The 18612-nt window shown below is 68.9% G+C and carries 16 protein-coding genes; 10 read left to right on the forward strand and 6 right to left on the reverse strand.

Going from position 1 to position 18612, the window contains the following annotated elements; translation table 11 throughout:
- Positions 1-22: 22 nt before the first annotated feature.
- Both ACFYVR_RS08210 and ACFYVR_RS08215 read right to left on the reverse strand, forming a co-directional pair.
- Entirely contained in the window at positions 23-1336 is a 1314-nt protein-coding gene (locus ACFYVR_RS08210) for an ABC transporter substrate-binding protein (protein ID WP_387471542.1), read from the reverse strand.
- Between the two features lie 64 nt (positions 1337-1400).
- Positions 1401-2912, reverse strand: a complete 1512-nt coding sequence (locus ACFYVR_RS08215) for an acetyl-CoA hydrolase/transferase family protein (protein WP_387471544.1) — start codon at positions 2910-2912, stop codon at positions 1401-1403.
- A 160-nt stretch (positions 2913-3072) separates the two neighbouring features.
- On the opposite strand from ACFYVR_RS08215, the gene ACFYVR_RS08220 reads away from it, so the two are divergent.
- The 4 genes from ACFYVR_RS08220 (at position 3073) to ACFYVR_RS08235 (ending at position 6996) form a co-directional block, all read left to right on the forward strand.
- On the forward strand, positions 3073-3540 hold the full coding sequence (locus tag ACFYVR_RS08220; RefSeq protein ID WP_387471546.1) for an FABP family protein: 468 nt from the start codon (positions 3073-3075) through the stop codon (positions 3538-3540).
- A gap of 62 nt (positions 3541-3602) precedes the next feature.
- Entirely contained in the window at positions 3603-4493 is an 891-nt protein-coding gene (locus ACFYVR_RS08225) for a patatin-like phospholipase family protein (RefSeq protein WP_387471548.1), read from the forward strand.
- A 420-nt stretch (positions 4494-4913) separates the two neighbouring features.
- The gene (locus tag ACFYVR_RS08230; RefSeq protein ID WP_387471550.1) at positions 4914-6119 is read left to right on the forward strand and encodes an acyl-CoA dehydrogenase family protein; all 1206 of its coding nucleotides are present in this window, start codon (positions 4914-4916) and stop codon (positions 6117-6119) included.
- Positions 6120-6162: 43 nt separating this feature from the next.
- Positions 6163-6996 (forward strand): mycofactocin-coupled SDR family oxidoreductase, encoded by an 834-nt coding sequence (locus ACFYVR_RS08235; RefSeq protein WP_387471552.1) that lies wholly within the window; start codon positions 6163-6165, stop codon positions 6994-6996.
- A gap of 34 nt (positions 6997-7030) precedes the next feature.
- Here the strand turns inward: ACFYVR_RS08235 and ACFYVR_RS08240 are convergent, their stop codons facing one another.
- On the reverse strand, positions 7031-9700 hold the full coding sequence (locus tag ACFYVR_RS08240; protein WP_387471554.1) for an ATP-binding protein: 2670 nt from the start codon (positions 9698-9700) through the stop codon (positions 7031-7033).
- 354 nt (positions 9701-10054) lie between these two features.
- Between ACFYVR_RS08240 and ACFYVR_RS08245 the strand changes: the two genes are divergently transcribed.
- From ACFYVR_RS08245 to ACFYVR_RS08265, 5 genes are all read left to right on the forward strand, one after another.
- Positions 10055-10450 (forward strand): nuclear transport factor 2 family protein, encoded by a 396-nt coding sequence (locus ACFYVR_RS08245; protein WP_387471557.1) that lies wholly within the window; start codon positions 10055-10057, stop codon positions 10448-10450.
- A 78-nt stretch (positions 10451-10528) separates the two neighbouring features.
- A complete protein-coding gene (locus ACFYVR_RS08250; RefSeq protein WP_387472014.1) occupies positions 10529-11056 on the forward strand; it encodes a flavin reductase family protein in 528 nt (175 codons plus the stop codon).
- Between the two features lie 254 nt (positions 11057-11310).
- Positions 11311-12114, forward strand: coding sequence for an SDR family oxidoreductase (locus ACFYVR_RS08255; protein ID WP_387471559.1), 804 nt, complete (start codon positions 11311-11313; stop codon positions 12112-12114).
- Between the two features lie 115 nt (positions 12115-12229).
- Positions 12230-12634: a VOC family protein gene (locus ACFYVR_RS08260; RefSeq protein ID WP_387471561.1), complete on the forward strand. Its 405-nt coding sequence runs from the start codon at positions 12230-12232 to the stop codon at positions 12632-12634.
- Between the two features lie 53 nt (positions 12635-12687).
- A complete protein-coding gene (locus ACFYVR_RS08265; protein ID WP_387471563.1) occupies positions 12688-14805 on the forward strand; it encodes a thiamine pyrophosphate-dependent enzyme in 2118 nt (705 codons plus the stop codon).
- 77 nt (positions 14806-14882) lie between these two features.
- Here the strand turns inward: ACFYVR_RS08265 and ACFYVR_RS08270 are convergent, their stop codons facing one another.
- Entirely contained in the window at positions 14883-15467 is a 585-nt protein-coding gene (locus ACFYVR_RS08270; protein WP_387471565.1) for a TetR/AcrR family transcriptional regulator, read from the reverse strand.
- Positions 15468-15540: 73 nt separating this feature from the next.
- On the opposite strand from ACFYVR_RS08270, the gene ACFYVR_RS08275 reads away from it, so the two are divergent.
- The gene (locus ACFYVR_RS08275; protein WP_387471567.1) at positions 15541-16557 is read left to right on the forward strand and encodes a hypothetical protein; all 1017 of its coding nucleotides are present in this window, start codon (positions 15541-15543) and stop codon (positions 16555-16557) included.
- Here ACFYVR_RS08275 and ACFYVR_RS08280 read toward each other — a convergent pair.
- Together ACFYVR_RS08280 and ACFYVR_RS08285 are read right to left on the reverse strand one after the other, a co-directional pair.
- Positions 16509-17213: a rhomboid-like protein gene (locus tag ACFYVR_RS08280; RefSeq protein WP_387471569.1), complete on the reverse strand. Its 705-nt coding sequence runs from the start codon at positions 17211-17213 to the stop codon at positions 16509-16511. The two genes, ACFYVR_RS08275 and ACFYVR_RS08280, sit on opposite strands and share 49 nt — an antisense overlap.
- 32 nt (positions 17214-17245) lie before the next feature.
- Positions 17246-18580: an ABC1 kinase family protein gene (locus tag ACFYVR_RS08285; RefSeq protein WP_387472016.1), complete on the reverse strand. Its 1335-nt coding sequence runs from the start codon at positions 18578-18580 to the stop codon at positions 17246-17248.
- Between the last annotated feature and the right edge of the window lie 32 nt (positions 18581-18612).

Genomic DNA, 18612 nt, shown 5'->3' on the forward strand with positions numbered 1-18612 from the left:
GTTCGTCACCGGGCGCCGACGGTCACGGCACGCGTGACACCGCTGTGACCAGTGCGTCGGCGACGCGGTCCGCGCCCCACGGGAGCGAGAGCGGCGACGGGAAGCCGAGCGCGTTCGGCACCCCCGAATTGCGGGCGATGGACACGATCGCCCCGCGTTGGACCGTCGACAGGTTGTTCCACTGGGCATTTCCGCGCATGTAGTCGATGTCCCCGGCGGGTGAAACGACGACGGCGATGTCGGTGTCCAGGTTGTTGACCAGCTCGTAGCTGACCTTGCCTCGTCCGTCGGCGTCCGTCGGCACCGTCTGCGCCCAGTCGGACAACTGGAAGCCGAGCTCCTTCATGAACATGCCGATCCCGCGGTCCTCCCCGGAGAGGATGTAGAGCTCTCCCGCGAGGTCGCCGATCACGGCGTTGAATCGCACGCCCTCGAATTCGGGGTGCGCGGCGCGGATCCCGGCCAGTGCCTCCTCGGCCGAGTCGACAGCGGCCCGGGCCTCGTCCTCTCGGCCGAGTGCCCTGCCGATCTTGAGGGTCGAGTCCTGCCACGGCTCGACGTTCGCCTGCTCGTCGAAGTGCACGACCGGGGCGATGTTCGAGAGTTCCTGGTACACCTGCTCGGTCAGGCTCCACTGGCCGGTGGCGACGATGACGTCGGGATCGAGGGCGACGATCTGCTCGACGTAGGCCTGCGGATCGCCGTCGAACAGCAGGGTCGGGATCTCGTGGTCCCCCGTCGAGGTCAGCGCGTCGATTCCGCCGCCGGGATTGGGCGGGAGGACCCGGTACCCTATGTCCGTCAGGGCGTCGACCTGCCAGTCCCACACCCCCACCCCGTCCGTGGCGACGAGGGTGCTCGTGTCCGACGGCAGCGCGATCGGTGCGACACCCGTCGAGATCACCATGTCCGCGTCCTGAGGTGACAGCGGCAGCACCCGCTCGGCGTCGGGCGGAACCTGTGCTTCGCCGAACTTGCCTGTGACGGTGACGGTTTCGTCGCCGCTCGAGGTGAGGGAGTTTCCGCCGCACGCGGTCAGGAGCAGTGCGAGAAGTGCTGCCAACGCAGCTACCGGTGCGCGCCTCACAGCGGACGTCCGTTCGGCCCACCGGGATTGCCGGGAACGGTGCACGTGGCCATGGCGCGATACGCCATGAAGCAGACTGTCGTTGCTGAGCTTCCACTGCCCGTCGATCCAGTGCCACTTGAGGGTGGCCTCGCTCGGGGTGTTGCCCGCGATCGAGGTCGTGATCTGAGCGCGCGCAACGTCACCGGTCACCGTGACCGGGCGAGTGAGGTCCCAGTGGTAGATGCCGGACGCGACGGGCTCTACCATGCAGTAAGTACTGTTAGCCTAAGCTAACCTTTCGGCCGGTCGGACCTCCCCGGGGTCGGGAAACCTACGGCAGCATCGAACCGGTCGCGGTGAACCGCTCGTGGAACGAGAACGCCTCCCCGAGCAGGTGTGGGGTGTGCCCGACGTTCGGCAGGGCCTGGGCCCGCGCGACGTAGTCGTGCAGCAGCGGCCGGAACTCGGGGTGGGCGCAGCGGTCGATGACCACCTGCGACCGCTTGCGCGGGGAGAGCCCCCGCAGGTCGGCCAGGCCCTGTTCGGTGACCAGCACCTGGACGTCGTGCTCGGTGTGGTCGACGTGCGGAACCATCGGCACGATCGAGGAGATCGCACCACCCTTCGCGGTGGACGGGCTCAGGAACATCGACAGGTAGCCGTTGCGGGCGAAGTCGCCCGAGCCGCCGATGCCGTTCATGATCCTGGTGCCCATCACGTGGGTCGAGTTGACGTTGCCGTAGATGTCGGCCTCGAGCATCCCGTTCATCGCGATGATCCCGAGCCGGCGCACCACCTCCGGATGGTTGCTGATCTCCTGCGGACGCAGCGTGATGTGGTCGCGGTAGAAGTCGATGTTATCCGTCAGTTCCGTCAGGCCCGTCGCGGACAGGGCCAGCGACGTCGCCGACGCGTGCGCGACCACGCCGTCCTTGATGAGCCGGAGCATCGAGTCCTGGATGACCTCCGAGTAGCAGGTCAGGTCGCGGTAGCCACCCCGGTCCAGGCCGCCGAGAACCGCGTTCGCGACGTTCCCGATGCCGGCCTGCAGCGGCAGCAGCGAGTCGGCGGGCAGGCGTCCGGCCTTGACCTCGTGCGCGAAGAAGTCGAGGACGTGTCCGGCGATCGCGAGGCTCACGTCGTCGGGGTCGGTCAGTTCGCTGGCGCTGTCCGGGACGTCGGTCTCGACGACCGCGACCACCTTCGCCGGGTCGACCCGGAAGGTGGGCTGCCCGATCCGGTCCTCGACGCGGGTCAGTTCGATCGGCGTGCGGTGCGGGGGCAGCGCGGTGCCGTAGTAGACGTCGTGCATGCCCGCCATCGCCTCGGGAACCCACGAGTTCACCTCGAGGACGATACGGTCTGCGACGTCGAGCCACGTCTTGTTGTTGCCGATGGACGCGGACGGGATCAGTTCGCCGGACTCGGTGATGCCGGAGACCTCGACGATCGCGACGTCGACCTTGCCGTAGTAGCCTTCCCACACCTGCTGCGCGACGTGCGACAAGTGGATGTCGACGTAGTCCATCCGGCCGTGGTTGATCTTGCGGCGCGCGGTCGGTTCGGACTGGTACGGCATGCGCAGCGCGATGCCGTCGATCTCGGCGAGCACCCGCTCGGTTTCCGCCGACACGGACGCGCCGGTCAGCAGGTTGATCGTGAAGTTCGATCCTGCGCCGCGGACCGCGTGGATCCGCTCGGCGAGGGCGGGAACGACCACCTTCGGGGTGCCTGCGGACGCGAAACCGCTGATCGCGACGGTGTCGCCGGGGTTGATCGCTGCCGCGGCCTCGGCGGCGGAGGTCACCTTCGCGGCGAAGGTGGGGTTGTGGATCCTGCTCACGTCTGCTCGCTCCCGCTCGATCGGACTCGTTAGCAGAAGTAAATGCTATCCGCCATGCGAACACCGTGACGAGGTGGCCCACCTCACTCGGCTCGGCGGCGTCGGGCACAATGCCGATGTCGGCGGGCGATCGACCCGCGATGCGACGGGGAGGTGTCGGATGGATGCACAGCTCGATCCGTTGGGGGAACTGGGCGTGTTCACCGGCACCTGGATCGGCGGCGGCGACGGGCACTACCCGACCATCGACGACTTCTCCTACGAGGAGGAGATCGAGTTCACCGCCACCCCGGGCAAACCGTTCCTCGCCTATCGCTCCCGCACCTGGTCACCGGGTCGTGAACGCCCGATGCACACCGAGAACGGCTACCTCCGCCACGCGGGCGACACCCTCGAACTGCTGGTGAGCCAGCCGACCGGATTCGTCGAGATCCAGCGCGGCGACCTGCACGCCGGGGTTCTCGACCTGACGCTCGTCTCGCTGAACCGGTCGCCCGACGCCAAACCCGTGCACGACATCCGCCGCCGGATCACCGTCGACGGCGACGTCCTGTCCTACGACATGTGGATGGCCCACGCCTCCACCCCGCTCACGCATCACCTGACCGCCCGGCTGCAGCGTGCCTGAACGGGCCTCGGCGCGGCGACAGCGGTAGTTTCGGCAGGGGAGACGCACGGAAGGGTCGGACGATGGCGGGACTGGCACTGGTACTCGCCGGCGGCGGGTTGGCCGGAATCGCCTGGGAAACCGGATTCCTGCTCGGGCTGGCCGACGAGAACCCGGACGCCGCCGCCGAGTTGCGCGGAGCCGCCCTGCTGCTCGGGACGTCCGCGGGCTCGACGGTCGCGGCGCAACTCTCCAGCGGAGTGCCGCTGCCGGAACTCTTCGAACGGCAGCTGTCGCCGCACCACCACGAGATCGCTCCGGACGGCGCCCCACAGCGGATGAGCGTCATGTTCGCCGACGTCGCCACCGCACCGGGGGTCACCACCGCCCAGCGGCTGCAGCGCGTCGGTACCGCAGCGGTCGCCGCCCGCACCGTCGACGCACCGCAGCGCCGCGCCGTCATCGAGTCGCGCCTGCCGTCGCACCGGTGGCCGGAGCGGGCCCTGGCGATCCCCGCGATCGACGTCGAGTCCGGTGCGACCGTCGTCTTCGACCGCGAGTCGGGCGTGGACCTGGTCGACGCCGTCGCCGCGAGCTGCGCCGTCCCCGGAGTCTGGCCGCCCGTCACGATCGCCGGACGCCGCTACATGGACGGTGGCGTCGCAACGTCGACGAACCTGCAGCTGGCCCGCGGGTACGACCGGGTGGTGGTGCTGACGCCGAGCCCCGACCCGGCGCCCTACCTGTTCGGTGGCAGCCTCGCCGACGACGTTGCGACCTTCCCGCCGGGGACGGTGTTCGTCGCCTACGCCGACACGGCGTCCGTCGCGGCGTTCGGCCGCGGCCCCCTCGACCCCGCGTGCCGGCCACCGGCCGCACTCGCCGGGCGCGAGCAGGGGCGCAGGCAGGCCGCCGACGTGGCCACCTTCCTGTCCGTCCCGCGCCCGACCCACGGTGCGGCGCAAGCGAGTTGACCGTGACGTGGACGGCGATCCGTATTTCGGCATCGACATCTCACGGTGGTGGACAGCACCCGAACCGCCCGTCAATGTCTGCGATCGGTACCTGTGCCGGATCTGCAGTGGTCGTCGGTGACGAGCAGGTCCGTCAGGCGGCGAATCTCTCCCACCCCGATTCCGTGGTTGTCGAGTAGGCACGTACACCGCCCCACCGTTGCGTCTCGAAACCCGAGAAGTCCTGTGTAGGTGGCACTCATGACTGCGTGGACAGGATGGTCACGACGCGGGCGTCGTCGTTCTCGGCCACGTAGTGGACCACGTAGGTCTCCGGCTGTGGACACCCGACGCCGGCAGGCACTGTGACTCACGTCATGAGAATGCACGCCGTCCGGCAGTGGGCGGCCCGAATTCTTCTCTGCGAGAAAGGTCATCAGGGTGTCGGACACAATCGAACTTCCTGCCCACTTCGCCGACAGTGTCGCAGTCGCCGTCGACTACGTCGCACGCGCCCGGTCGGTCGCTCCGCTGATCGTGCGGGAATCGGATGCCATCGAGCGCGACGCGACCGTCACGCGCCCGGTCTACGAGGCACTCGCGAAAGAGGAGCTGTTCTGGATGCTGGTGCCGACGGAGTTCGGCGGCGGCGGGGTCGGAATCGTCGAGGCGCTCCGGGTCATCGAGGAGATCTCCTACGCCGACGGGTCGACGGGATGGGCGTTGATGGCGAACGCCTTCAGCACCGGAATCGCGGCCGGGTACCTGGGCGACGTGGGCGCCCGTGAGATGTTCGCCGGTGCGAATCGCGGAATCACTGCGGGCATGATCATGCCGACGGGGAAGGCGACGAGGGTGGACGGGGGTTACCGCGTGAGCGGCCGCTATCAGTTCGCCAGCGGATCCGCCCACGCGAGCTGGATCGGCGCCGGATTCGTCGTGCATTCCGAGGGCGGCACTCCTCTGCTCGACGACAACGGCGGGCCCCAGTGCCGCGTCGGGTTCCTGCCCCGCGAGGAGGTCGAGTTCCTCGGCAACTGGAACGTCATGGGAATGGTGGGCACCGGCAGCTACGACTACGCGGTCGAGGACCGGTTCATCCCGGACAAGTACACGATGGACACCTTCTCGACCACACCGGTGCGTCCCGAACCGGTCTACGCCCTCGGGCTCTTGGGAATTGGTGTCGGCGGCCACGCCCCGGTCGCGCTCGGGCTGGCACGCCGCGCGCTCGCGGAGATCGCACGAATCGTGGACGGAAAGGCCCGTCCGGGCTACTCGACCGTGGTCGGCGACTCCGACCTCTTCCGCCGCGACTTCGCGAAGTACGAGGCCCTCTACCAGGCGACCCGTCGGTACGTCTACGACGCGCACGCCGACGCCGAGGCGACCGCCCAGGCGGGTTCGGACATCACCGACGAGCAGCGTGCGCGACTGCGACAGGTCACGACGTGGTCGCAGGAGGTGGCCGGCGAGATCGTCGGATTCGCCCACCGCTGGGCGGGAAGCCAGTCGATTCGCAACCCGAGCGCGCTGGGCCGCTGCGTGCGTGACGCCGCCGTGGCGACCCAGCACCTGCTGGTGGACCAGATGACTCTCGTCGAGGCCGCCGGGCCGATCATGCGTCGCTACCTGCAGCCGAACTGACTTCGACCACGGATCAACCTCTTTCACACCGAGGAGAACTTACATGGGAATGCTTGACGGGAAGGTGGCATTGGTCACCGGCGCTGCACGCGGGCAGGGTCGATCACACGCCGTCCGCCTGGCCGAGGAGGGTGCGGACGTCATCATCGTCGACCTGTGCAGCAAGCCGGACACCACGACCTACCGCGGTGCCACCGAGGCAGAGCTGAAGGAAACGGCGTCGATGATCGAATCCGCGGGCAGGCGAGCACATGTCGCCGTCGCGGACGTCCGGTCCCTCGACGAGCTCGAGCGGGCCGTCGCCGGCGGTGTCGCCGAGCTCGGACGGCTGGACACGGTGGTGGCCAACGCAGGCATCTTCACATCCGGTGCGCTGCACGAGCTGTCGGAAGCACAGTGGGACGAGATGATCGACGTCAACCTGTCCGGCGTGTGGAAGACGTTGAGGGTGACAATCCCACGGCTGATCGAGCAGGGTGACGGCGGGTCGATCACGCTGATCAGCTCGACCGGCGGGATCAAGGGCTTCGCGAACTTCGGTCACTACGTCGCGGCCAAGCACGGTGTGACGGGACTCGCGCGGACCGCGGCGAACGAGCTGGGCCAGTACCGGATCCGGTGCAACTCGATCCATCCGACGTCGGTTCTGACGGACATGATCGATCATTCGGACATGTACCGGCTGTTCCGCCCGGATCTGGAAAACCCGACGCACGAGGACTTCCGTGAGGCCTGCCAGGCGTCGATGGCAGTGCTGCCGGTTCCGTGGGTCGAGCCCGTGGACATCAGCAACGCGGTGGTGTGGCTGGCGTCGGATGCTGCTCGGTACGTCACGGGCATCACGTTGCCAGTCGATGCGGGCTTCCTCAACAAGTAGTTCCGCTCCCGCGCGGACGGCCACGGCGGCAGGACTACACCCGAACTCGTCCCGGTGACGTCCTGCCGGCGTGTGCCAGTGCGGTCGCCACCTCACTGCGGCGACCGACACCCAGCTTCCGGAGGGTGCGTTCGACGTGACCCTCGACGGTGCGGGTCGACAGGACCAGCTTTGCCGCGATCTCCTTGTTCGTCATCCCGGCGGCGAGATGTCGTGCCACTTCCTGTTCCCGAGGCGAGAGCGTGAGTTCCGGTGTCGGGACATCGGTGTCGTCGATAGTCGGTGTCGGCGCAGTCTCACCGCGCGCGAACCGAATCAACTCGGCGACGGACATGTCCGCCCCTCGCCGACGGTACTTCTCGTACGCCTCGTCACCGAGAGCCGCTCGGGCCTTGCGCTCGAATTCGGCTCGCTTGTCGACCCATTGGACCGATCCGTAGAGCTGTTGCCCGAAGGCGGACCACATCGCGGACGCGGCGCCGAGGAGAACCGCCGATCGTTCGGCCGTGCCGACCTCGGCCTCCGCCCAGGCCAGAAGGTCGGTAACCAGTGTGGTGCCCACCTGGTCGTCGAACCCGGACCGCAGTGAGAGGCTTTCGGATCCCAACTCGAGCGCCGACGCGTGGTCGCCCGCCGTCAGCGCGACCAGCCCACGCCCGTACACGGCATACGATCGCAGCCACGTCTCTCCGGCGTTCTCCGACAGGCGGAGAACGGTGGTGAACAGTTCCTCCGCTTCTGCTGTGTTCCCCGTGAAGCAGTAGAGCATTCCCAAGTGGATCCGCACCATGCACGCGAGGTCGGTGACGCCGGGGACGCCCTCGTACGCAGCCAGCGCACGGAGCAACTGCGCTTCGGCGGTGGTGAACTCGCCGGCGAAGTAGTCCATCAGCCCCATGCCGTTCTCGGCGAACGCCGCGGTGACCTCGTCCGACCCGGACCGTGCGAGGACCTGCGCCTCCCGCAGCGCCTCATCGGCGGACTCGCGGTCCCCCTGCAGGGTCTGAACCAGACCGAGGACGGTGAGGGTCCGCCCGCGTTCCACGGGAGCGACGCGGTCGAATTCGAGGACCCGTTCGAGCCACATACGGTGCTCGCGGATCGATATGCCACACGCCCACAGGAATCTCGACGACGACAGCAACGCAGCGGCGGTGTCGAGACGGGGGTCGTCGGCGGTCGCGTCGTCCAGCGCGATCTGCAGCGCGGAGCGAATGTTGGCGTGATTGGCCCGGATCCGGGCGCAGTTGCCGGTCTGGTCGGCGCTGAACCAGTCCGCCGTGGTCCGTGACACCAGCGACGCGCACCAGCGCAGGTGTCGCTCCTGCAGTCGGGTGAGCTCGGCTCGGGCGAGTCTGCTCAGCCCGTACTCGCGGATCGACTCCAGCATGCGGAACCGGACTCGGCCGTCGCCGCAGTCCTCGCGATGGAGAACGGACTTGCCGACGAGCGCCGAGATCGCGTCGAGCACCGCCGCCCTGGGCACGGCGTCGTCGTCGCTGCACACCTCCTCGGCCATGTCCAGGTCGAAGCCGCCCGCGAACACCGACAGCCGCGCCCAGAGCAGCCTCTGCTCCGCGGTGCACAGGTCGTAACTCCAGTCCATGGTGGCTTGCAGGCTCCGATGACGTTGTGGTGCAGTGCGATTACCCAGCGTGAGCAGGTCGAGCCGATGGTCGAGGCGGGTCGCCAACTCCTGGACGGACAGGACGGGGAGGCGAGCGCACGCGAGTTCGATGGCGAGGGGGAGTCCGTCCAGTCGCTCGCACACTCGAACCACGGCGTCGCGGTTGTCGTCGGTGAGGGAGAATCCGCTCAACACGCTGTTGGCTCGGCTCACGAAAAGCTCGACGGCCGTGTCGGTGTCGCCGCACGGTGTCGAGGTGGGCAGCGACGAGAGTGCGAAGGCGAACTCCTCCGGAATGCCCAGGACCTCGCGGCTCGTCGCGATGACGCGCAAGTGCGTTGTGGTGCGCATGAGTTGGGACGTCAGTTGTGCGCACGCGTCGAGGAGGTGCTCGCAGTTGTCGAGGACGAGCAGGGTGTGCCGGGTTCGGAGGTGTTCGATGAGCAACTCGTCGGTCGAGGCGCCGTGGCTGTCGCGGTGACCGATGGCCAGCGCGTCGGCGACTGTCTGGGTGAGCAACTCGGGACTGCCCAGTGCGCCCAGCTCGACCACCCGTACGCCGTCTTCGAAGGCCCGATGAAACTCCTGTGCGGCACGGAGGGCGAGCCGCGTCTTCCCCATTCCCCCGGGCCCCGAGATGGTGACGAGCCGGTGGCTGCCGAGCAGTCGGCGGAGTTCGAACAATTCGGTGCGCCGGCCGACGAATGTCGTGGCGTACGAGGGAATCCTGGTCGCGGTCTGCGTGTCGTGGTCGAGGCAGCTGTCGACGCTCACCGCGAGGTCGTCGCGGATCTGCGCGACTCGACGACTGAGCGTGGTCCGGGACCGGGTCCAGCCGATGCGTTCCGAGATCTCCGAGACTCGGATGTCGGGCGAAGCTGCCATCAGCTCGCGGATGGTGGAGTCCACGTCGTCGACCGACGATCCCCGCCGGCGTCGATGATCGGTGGGGGCCTCCTCGAGTGTCAGTGCCCGACGCACGGTGTTCCGTGACATCTCCAATTGCACAGCGATGCGTTTGATCGGCGTTCCCTCGTCGTGCAGGCGCCGAATCTCCTGCCATTCGTCTGCGTTCACCCGAGCTCCTGACGGTGTGGGAATGGTGTCTGTTCGGTCACCGGTGGCCGGTCCGAATCGGTCGCTGCCAGGGGCGGGCGAGCGCGTTGCATCACTGTGATCCAGGACACGTTCCTATGTCAATCCGTCGGGGTCAAGATGTGTCACGCGGGGCGCGGACGGTTCGTGCCCGGGCCTCCGTCCGGATCGATCAGACGGCTCCGACCTGCCATTTTCCGGTGTCGAGTGCGTGGTGGAGTGAACACGTGGTGGACCACGTATCCGGACGGTATCGAGCCCCCGGCCACCGGAGCACAGTGACTCACGCCACAAGATCCGGGTTGCCGACCCGGCCCGAGCGAAGGACGAACACGAATGACGAATGACAACGCCCAGGCCCTGCTGGCTGCCTTCGCTGCGGCGGAGGAGGGGAACCCCGTGCCGCTCGTCGAGCTGTACTCCGACGACATGACCTGGGCCGGGTTCACCCTCGACGGGACACTGCGGTTGTACACCAAGGCCGAGTTCCTCGAGGCCTTCGGTGTGCTGGCGAAGCTCGACGAATCCCGCAACGAGGTCACCGACACCGAAGTCGTGGGCGACGATCTCGTCGTGGCGAAGATCCGCGCCTACCGCCGACTCGGAGACCTCGAACTCGACACGGTCATGGTCATGACGCACCGGTTCACCGACGGCAAGGTCACCCGCGGCACGGACATGTGCTCGGCGACCTTCGAGGAGTTCTGGGCGAAGACGGGCCTGTCGATCTGACGACGGCGACGCGAATCCGCCCCAGGACATCAACCGATCCGACAGGGATCACGACGGAGAAGGTGAGCTGTGAAGACCATCAGCGACGATGCGGACGCGAGGCGCGACGGCCCCACGATCGACGACATCGGCGCCGCGTACCGAGGCATCCTGAGTCGGTTCTGCACCGGCGTCGTGGTGATCACGGCTCGAGACGAGGCGGACGGGCCGGTCGGCATGACCGTCGGCTCGTTCTCCTCGGTCTCGATGGACCCTCCACTCGTCGCGTTCTACGCCACCCACACCTCGACCACCTTCCCCAAGATCGCGGCATCGGGTCGATTCTGCGCGAACATCCTCGCGGCCGACCAGCACACACTGGGACGCAGCTTCGCCCGCAGCGGCGCAGACAAATTCGCCGGCGTGCAGTGGACGCCGACGCGTTGGGGAGTCCCCCGACTGGACGGTGTCGAGGCGTGGATCGACTGCGAGGTCGACCTGATCCAGACGATCGGCGACCACGACCTCGTCGTCGGACGCGTCGTCGACCTCGGCGCGGAGACCGACCGGGATCCACTGCTGTTCTACTCCTCGGGTTTCCACCGGCTCGGGGTCGCAACCCGGTAGTCCGAAGTCGAAATCAGTTGCAATGCTGGTGAAGACATGATCGCGTGGACACAGGATGTCGGTTTGGCCAGGTTGGGCTCCGACCCAGCGTGGCTGCCGGCTGGGCTGTCTGCACCAGCCCGGCGTCACTGGGCTCCCGGTGAGTGGGAGAGATGGGGCGAATCTGTAGATCCAGCCACCGCCGGGAATGAGCCGGCGCTACCTTCGGTTGTCGGCCGTGCGCGATCGGCTGTCAATCTCATGAAGGGAACGCCATGGCAACCTATGTCCTCACGGGCGCCGCGTCGGGGATCGGCGCGGCGACCAAGGCCCGGCTCGAGTCCGACGGCCACCGGGTGATCGGCGTCGACGTCCGGGCCGCGGACGTCACGGCCGACCTGCGGACCGCCGCGGGGCGGGCGGAGGCGATCGAGCGGGTCAAGGATCTGGCGGGTGGCACGATCGACGGCTTCGTCCCGTTCGCCGGACTCGCCCCCGCCGCCGGCCGGCCCGCCGCGGACCTCGTCGCGGTCAACTACTTCGGGGCTGTCGACCTGCTCGAGGGGCTGCGGCCGCTGCTCGCGGCGAACGGGACGTCGTCGGTGGTGCTGGTCAGTTCGAACTCGACGACCACGCAGCCCGGCTGGCCGGTTGAGGTGGCCGAGGCCTGCCTCGCCGGGGACGAGGCCAAGGCGAGCGAGCTGGCGTCGGCGTTCGGTGAGCTCTCCACCGTCCAGACGTACCCGGCCACCAAGGCGGCGCTGGCCTGGTACGCGCGGACCCGGTCCGCCGAGCACATCGCGGACGGCATCCGGCTCAACGCGATCGCCCCGGGGATCATCGAGACCCCGATGACGGCGGAAGGGCGGGAGGATCCGCTGATCGGCGAGGCGATGAAGGGCTTCGTCGGTGCCGTGCCCGCGGGCCGTGGGGGTCGCCCCGACGAGGTCGCGGCGCTGGTCGCGTTCCTGCTCGGCCCGGAGTCCACCTACATGGTCGGGTCGGTGGTCTTCGTCGACGGCGGCATCGACGCTGCGTTCCGCGGCCGGGACTGGCCGAAGATGTGGGAGGTCGGCTGACCCGGGGTGCGTCTCCCGCCCCGGAGATGAGTTTTCGTGACCGTGTCGGTCTGTACATGCGACAGCCTCACACCGAGGATGGAAACCAGTCGTCCGCACGGAAACGGAGCCAACGATGTCCCGCATGATGTTCCCCAACCTCCCGGTCAGCGACGTCACCGCCACCAGGAAGTTCTTCGGAGGCCTGGGCTTCGAGTTCAACGAGCAGTTCTGCGACGCCCAGACCGCGTGCATGGTGATCAACGAGAAGACCATGGTGATGCTGCTGGAGACGCCGCGGTTCAAGGACTTCATCGCCGACGACATCTGTGACACCGCGACGGCCCGCGAGGTGCTGCTGTGCGTGTCCGCCGAGAGCCGCGAGGAGGTGGACAGCCTCGTCGACGCCGCCATCGACGCCGGCGGCACGAAGTGGATGGAGGCGCAGGACCACGGCTTCATGTACGGCCGGGCGTTCCGTGACCTCGACGGTCACGTCTGGGAGGTCATGTGGATGGACCCGTCGGTTCCGCAGGGCTGAACGGAGGCGGTTCCGACCCCACTGAAGCCCACTTCGTCGCCGCCGTCCGAGACATGACGGCGGCGACTGCGGGTGCTCCGGGACCGTGGACGACCGAGCGGTACCTGGAACTGTTCGACGCGCAGCTGGCCAGCCGGCACCTCGACCTCGCCGCGCGACGGTTGCGGGCCTCCGGACACGGCTACTACACGATCGGCTCGGCCGGGCACGAGGGCAATGCAGCGGTCGCGGCGGCTCTGCGGCCGACGGATCCGGCTCTGCTGCACTACCGTTCGGGTGCCTTCTTCGTGGAACGGGCGCGCCAGGCCGGTGGCTCCGATCCGATCCGGGACGTTCTGCTCGGGGTGGTGGCCTCCGCGCACGACCCGATCTCCGGCGGCAGGCACAAGGTGTTCGGCCGCCACGACCTCGCGGTGATCCCGCAAACCTCCACGGTGGCCTCGCATCTGCCGCGGGCGGTCGGTCTCGCGTTCGCGATCGAGCGGGCCCGTCGCCTCGGCGTGGAGTCGGGTTGGCCCGACGACGCGGTCACGGTCTGCAGCTTCGGCGACGCGTCCGCGAATCACTCGACCGCGGTCGGAGCGATCAACACCGCCGCCAACCTCGCTTTCCGCGGGCTGCCGCTGGCGCTGCTGCTCGTCTGCGAGGACAACGGCATCGGCATCAGCGTGCCCACCGCGCCGGGCTGGATCGCCGCCGCGTACTCCGGCCGTGCCGGGCTCGCGTACTTCGCCGCAGACGGGTGCGACCTCGCCGACACCGCCGGGGTCGCGGTCGATGCGGTGAACTGGGTTCGGGCACAACGGCGTCCGGCGTTCCTGCACCTGCGGACGGTGCGGTTGATGGGTCACGCCGGCTCCGACGTCGAGTCGGCGTACCGGTCCCAGGCGGCGATCGCCGACGACCTGGCCCGGGACCCGCTCGTCGGCACGGCGAGGCTGCTCGTCGCGTCCGGCACCCTGACCCCGGACGAGGTGCTGACGCGGTACCGCGACATGGGGGAGCGGGTCGCCGCGACCGCGCGGGAGGTGGCCGAATCCGCGCCGCTGCGCACCCGCGCCGAGGTTGTGGCGCCCCTCGCCGGGCCCGCCCCGGCGGTGGTCTCCGGCCACATGGGTCACATCCGCGAACTCGGTTTCCCCGCACCGGAATCGGAGGAACCTCTCACCCTGGCGCGGGCGGTGAACCGGGCGCTCGCCGACGTCCTGGCCGCCGAGCCCGGCGCCGTCGTGTTCGGGGAGGACGTCGGCCGCAAGGGCGGCGTCTACGGGGTGACCCGCGGTTTGACCGACAGGTTCGGGTCCGCTCGGGTCTTCGACACCCTCCTCGACGAGCAGGCGATCCTCGGCCTCGCCGCGGGCTCGGGACCGGCGGGGCTGCTGCCGATCCCCGAGATCCAGTACCTCGCCTACCTGCACAACGCGGAGGACCAGATCCGCGGTGAGGCAGCCACACTGGGCTTCTTCTCGGCGGGGCAGTACCGCAACCCGATGGTGGTGCGGGTCGCCGGCTACGGCTACCAGGAGGGATTCGGCGGGCACTTCCACAACGACGACGCCGTCGCGGTGCTGCGCGACATCCCCGGCATCGTGGTCGCGTCCCCGTCCCGTCCCGACGACGCCGCCGCGATGCTGCACACCTGCGCCGCGGCCGCCCTCACCTCCGGCGTGGTGTGCGTGTTCCTCGAACCGATCGCCCGGTACCACACCCGCGACCTCCACGAGCCCGGGGACGGTGCCTGGATGGCGCGGTATCCCGCTGCGGACGAGCATGTTCCGATCGGCCGGGCCCGCACCTACGGCGCCGGCACCGACCTGACCGTCGTCACCTTCGGGAACGGGCTGTGGCTGAGCCTGCGGGCCGCACGGAACCTAGAGCGCAGGGGGGTCCACGTCCGCGTCGTCGACCTGCGCTGGCTGGCGCCGCTACCGGTCGACGACCTGCTGCGCGAGGCCGCCGCCACGGGACGCGTCCTCGTCGCCGACGAGACCCGTGCCTCCGGCGGGGTGTCGGAAGGGGTGCTCACCGCGCTCGTGGACGCCGGCTTCACCGGGCCGATGGCACGCGTCACCAGCGCCGACAGCTTCGTCCCGCTCGGTGACGCAGCGAAGCTGGTGCTGCTGTCGCAGCACGAGATCGAGGTGGCCGCGCTCGCGTTGGTGCGTCGATAGTCCAACTGGTGGGGTCCGCGATTCCCTTGTCGCCCTTCAGGTTCTGTCGACCGGTGTGGGCCGGACGCGAGGGTGGCTCAGCCGAGCGCGTCGGCGATCCCCTCCGCGAGGGTCGTGGGATCGACCTCGGGATCGATGGAGAGCCGGACGACGTACCCCTGAATCGCCGCGAGGATGGCGTCGGCGGTGCGATCGGCGATCTTGTTCTCGTTCGCACCCCGCAGCTGCGCGCGAGCCCACGGCAGCAACGCGGTGACCAGCAACCGATGCAGCCGGTCGAGGTTGTGGCGGGCGACCGCGGCGAGCTCGTCGTCGCGGGGAACCTCCGCCCAGATCTGGATCAGGATCTTCGCCTGTGTTCGGTCGACGAGGTCCGTGACGATCCGTGCGAACACCTGTCCGGGGGTGAGCTCGGCCTGCGCGGCCGTGATGTCCTCGGCGAACCGGCGCGTCCGCGATTCGAGCAGGCTCGTCGCGGTGAATCGGACGAGTTCGGACTTGTTGGCGAAGTGCGAGTAGATGGCTCCGTTGGACAGGCCGGATTCCTTGATGATGTCCGCCATCGACGTGTTCGTGAATCCGTACCGGGCGAAGCAGCGCATGGCGGCCGCGGCGATCTGCTCCCGTCGGCTCCGGCTCGTGGCTTCACTCAGGCGGGGCATGTAAACAGAGTACCTGCTCTGTTAGTGTGAAACCCACAAACAGATCAAATGCTCCCTTTGCATCGGAGGCATCATGCCCACGAAACCGCACACCAAGTGGCCGGTAGCGGCCCTGTTCGGGGTTCTCGGTTCCCTGGCCGTCTGCCTCGTGGTCCTCGCATTCCTCTGGCCGACCAAGACTGCGGAGCCGAAGAACCTGCCCGTGGGAATCAGCGGTCCCGCGGCCGTGGTCGCCGCCTTCGAGGCGCACGCGCCGGACGCGTTCGACTTCGTCGGAGCCGCCGATCGAAATGACGCGATCGAGCAGATCCGGACGAGGGAGACCTACGGCGCGATCATCCTCGCCGACGCACCCCGGCTGCCCGAGGTGCTCACCGCGCCCGCGGGCAGCGCTGTCGCGACCCAGATGCTGACCGGTGTGGCAACCGGCCTGCAAGCGCAACTCGCGCAACAGATCACGGCTGCGGGTGGCTCCGCGAGCGCGGTGGTGGTCCCGGTGACCGCGGTGGTCCCACTGGGGGACGGTGATGCGGCGGGATCGGGCCTCGCCGCGGCAGCCTTCCCCCTCGTCATGGGCGGAATGATCGGCGGCATCGTCATTTCCCTGCTCGTGGTCGGCGTCATCCGGCGCCTCGTCGCGCTCGCCGGCTTCGCGGTGTCCGCGGGCATCCTGCTCACCCTCGTTCTGCAGACCTGGTTCGAGTACCTGCCGGGGAGTTTCGCGCTCACCGCGCTGGTGATCGGTGTGTCGGTCCTCGCCACGTCGGCGTTCATCGTCGGCTGCACGTCGCTGCTCGGGCCGCGCGGCGTCGGACTCGGCGCGATCGTCACCATGCTCGTCGCCAACCCGCTGTCGGCGGCGGCGATACCGTGGCAGTTCCTCGCCGCACCGTGGGGAGCCGTCGGCCAGTACATGGTTCCCGGAGCCTCGAACGCGCTCATCCGGTCCACGAGTTACTTCCCCGATGCGGACACCGCTCGGCAGTGGTGGGTCCTCGTCGCCTGGACCGTTTTCGGCGTCGTGCTGGCCCTCGCCGGCCACTACCGGGACCGGGCGACGATGCGGGTGGCCGCGACCACCCTCGAATAGCCCGAGCGCAGTGCCGCCACCGGGTCCCACACGCCGGTCCGACCGCGGGTGAGGGGCCAGCAGGCGAACCCGATCAGCGCCGCGGTCAGGTGCCCGACATCGGTGAAGGTCTGATTCGTCAGGACCGGAATCACGAAGAACACGACCACGCCCCCCGCGTACAGGTACCGCCACGGCGACACGATCCGGTACGTCAACACCGCCGCGACCCCGGCGAGGGCGTAGCTGACCCCGACGTCGAGCGTGTTCACGGCCCGCGCGGGGGCGTCGCCGTGCCGGATCGCCCAGTACAGCACGCCCTCGCTGAGGTAGGTGGCGCCGACGTGCGCGACCACGCACACCGCCAGCCAGCGCACCGTCCCCAGCCAACGCTCGGCGGGCACGTGAAAGATGTTGTACAGCAGGAGATACGAGATCCACGGTCCTCCGGCGAGCCAGAACGCGCTGGTCACCAGCACGCGGAGCGGATCCTCCCGCAGGTGGTGCAGGTTCGTCGACCGGTCACCGAGCACGTGCCGCAGCACGGCGTCGGACAGGTCGTGGGCGATGATCGTCGTGACCAGCAGAATGGCCAGCCAGACGAACGTGCCCGGCGCACGTCGGATGTACGTCCACACCGCGGACGCTGCCAGGTGGAGCCGATCCCGGACCGCCATGGACTCCAGTGTGAACCCCCGGTCCGGGTTCGTCAGTCCGCCGGGAGTTCGACCCCCAGCTCGGCGACGCGCGCCGCGACCTCCTCCCGGAAGACGTTGCGGAACAGGTAGAGGTCGGTGCCCATCACCCAGCCGGGGGCCATCCGCGTCGCGTACCGCTCGAAGTAGCCGAGCTGCTTGCCGAACAGCACCAGTTCCTCCGGGCTCGCGACTCCCCACTGCTTGCCGATCGTCACCAGCGCCATGATCAGCGAGCTCAACTTCAACTCGCCGAGATCGTTCGCGAACACCGGCGCGAGGACCGCACCGACCTGGGCGCCGATCTCCGCGTCGGTGGCGTCGAGATCCGCGGTGTACCCGAGTTCCCGGATGCCGCGGGCGACGCGCGAGTAGTCGCCGTCGAGCAGGGTGGCGTGGAACATGTCGCGCAGGATGGACCGCCACACCTCCGGCAGCTCGCCGACGATGCCGAAGTCGAGCAGCGCGATGCGCCCGTCGTCGAGCAGCCACAGGTTCCCGGCGTGCACGTCGCCGTGGAACGGGCCGTGCAGTGTGATCGCCTCGATCCACGCCTTCACCCCGCGCCGGATCAGCAGCTGGGTGTCGACGTCCCCGTCTCCGTCGATGCGGTCGATCGGGATGCCGTGCATCCGTTCCATGCAGATGACGTGCGGGCCGCAGTACGGCCAGTACACCTCCGGCGCCGTCACCCACCGGTTGTCGCCGAACGCCCACAGGGCGTCGCGGAACCGGGTCTGCCGATCCGCCTCCACCGCGCTGTTGAGTTCCGTCATCGTCGCGTTGTGCAGGTCGCGGATGATCGCGGTGGCGTTCGCGATCCGGAAGAACTCGTGCAGCCGCTCCAGTTGCCGCGCACCCCAGTACGCGGTGCGCAGGTCGAGGAGCATCCGGTGGCCGATGTTCGGGCGCTGCACCTTGATCACGGCCTCGCGGCCGTCGGGCAGGACGCACGCGTGCACCTGGGCGACCGACGCCGCGGCGAGGGGCCGGTCGTCGAACTCCGCGAACAACTCGTCGATCGGGCGGCCCAGGTCCGCCTCGACCACGGCGCGAGCCGCGGCGGCGGGAACGGGCGGCACGTCGTCCAGGCAGCGCAGGCACGCGTTCGCGAGCGGCGGCGGGAACATCCCGGACGACGACGCCATCAACTGGCCGAGCTTGACGAACGTCGGGCCGAGGAACTCGAAGCCGTTGACGACGCCTTCCGACGCCGCGTCGGCCCAGCCCATCGAGCGCCTCGTGAACGGTTTGGTGACCACCGCGAACAGCGCGCAGCCGAGGAGGACGGCCCCGACGACGATCGCCCGCCACAACTGCGCCGGCCCGAACCGGTCCAGTTCGGGCATGTGCACGCTCAGGGCGTCCGGCGGCGGGCCGG

The sequence above is a fragment of the Rhodococcus sp. NPDC003318 genome (assembly GCF_042879035.1).
Taxonomy (GTDB): domain Bacteria; phylum Actinomycetota; class Actinomycetes; order Mycobacteriales; family Mycobacteriaceae; genus Rhodococcus_G.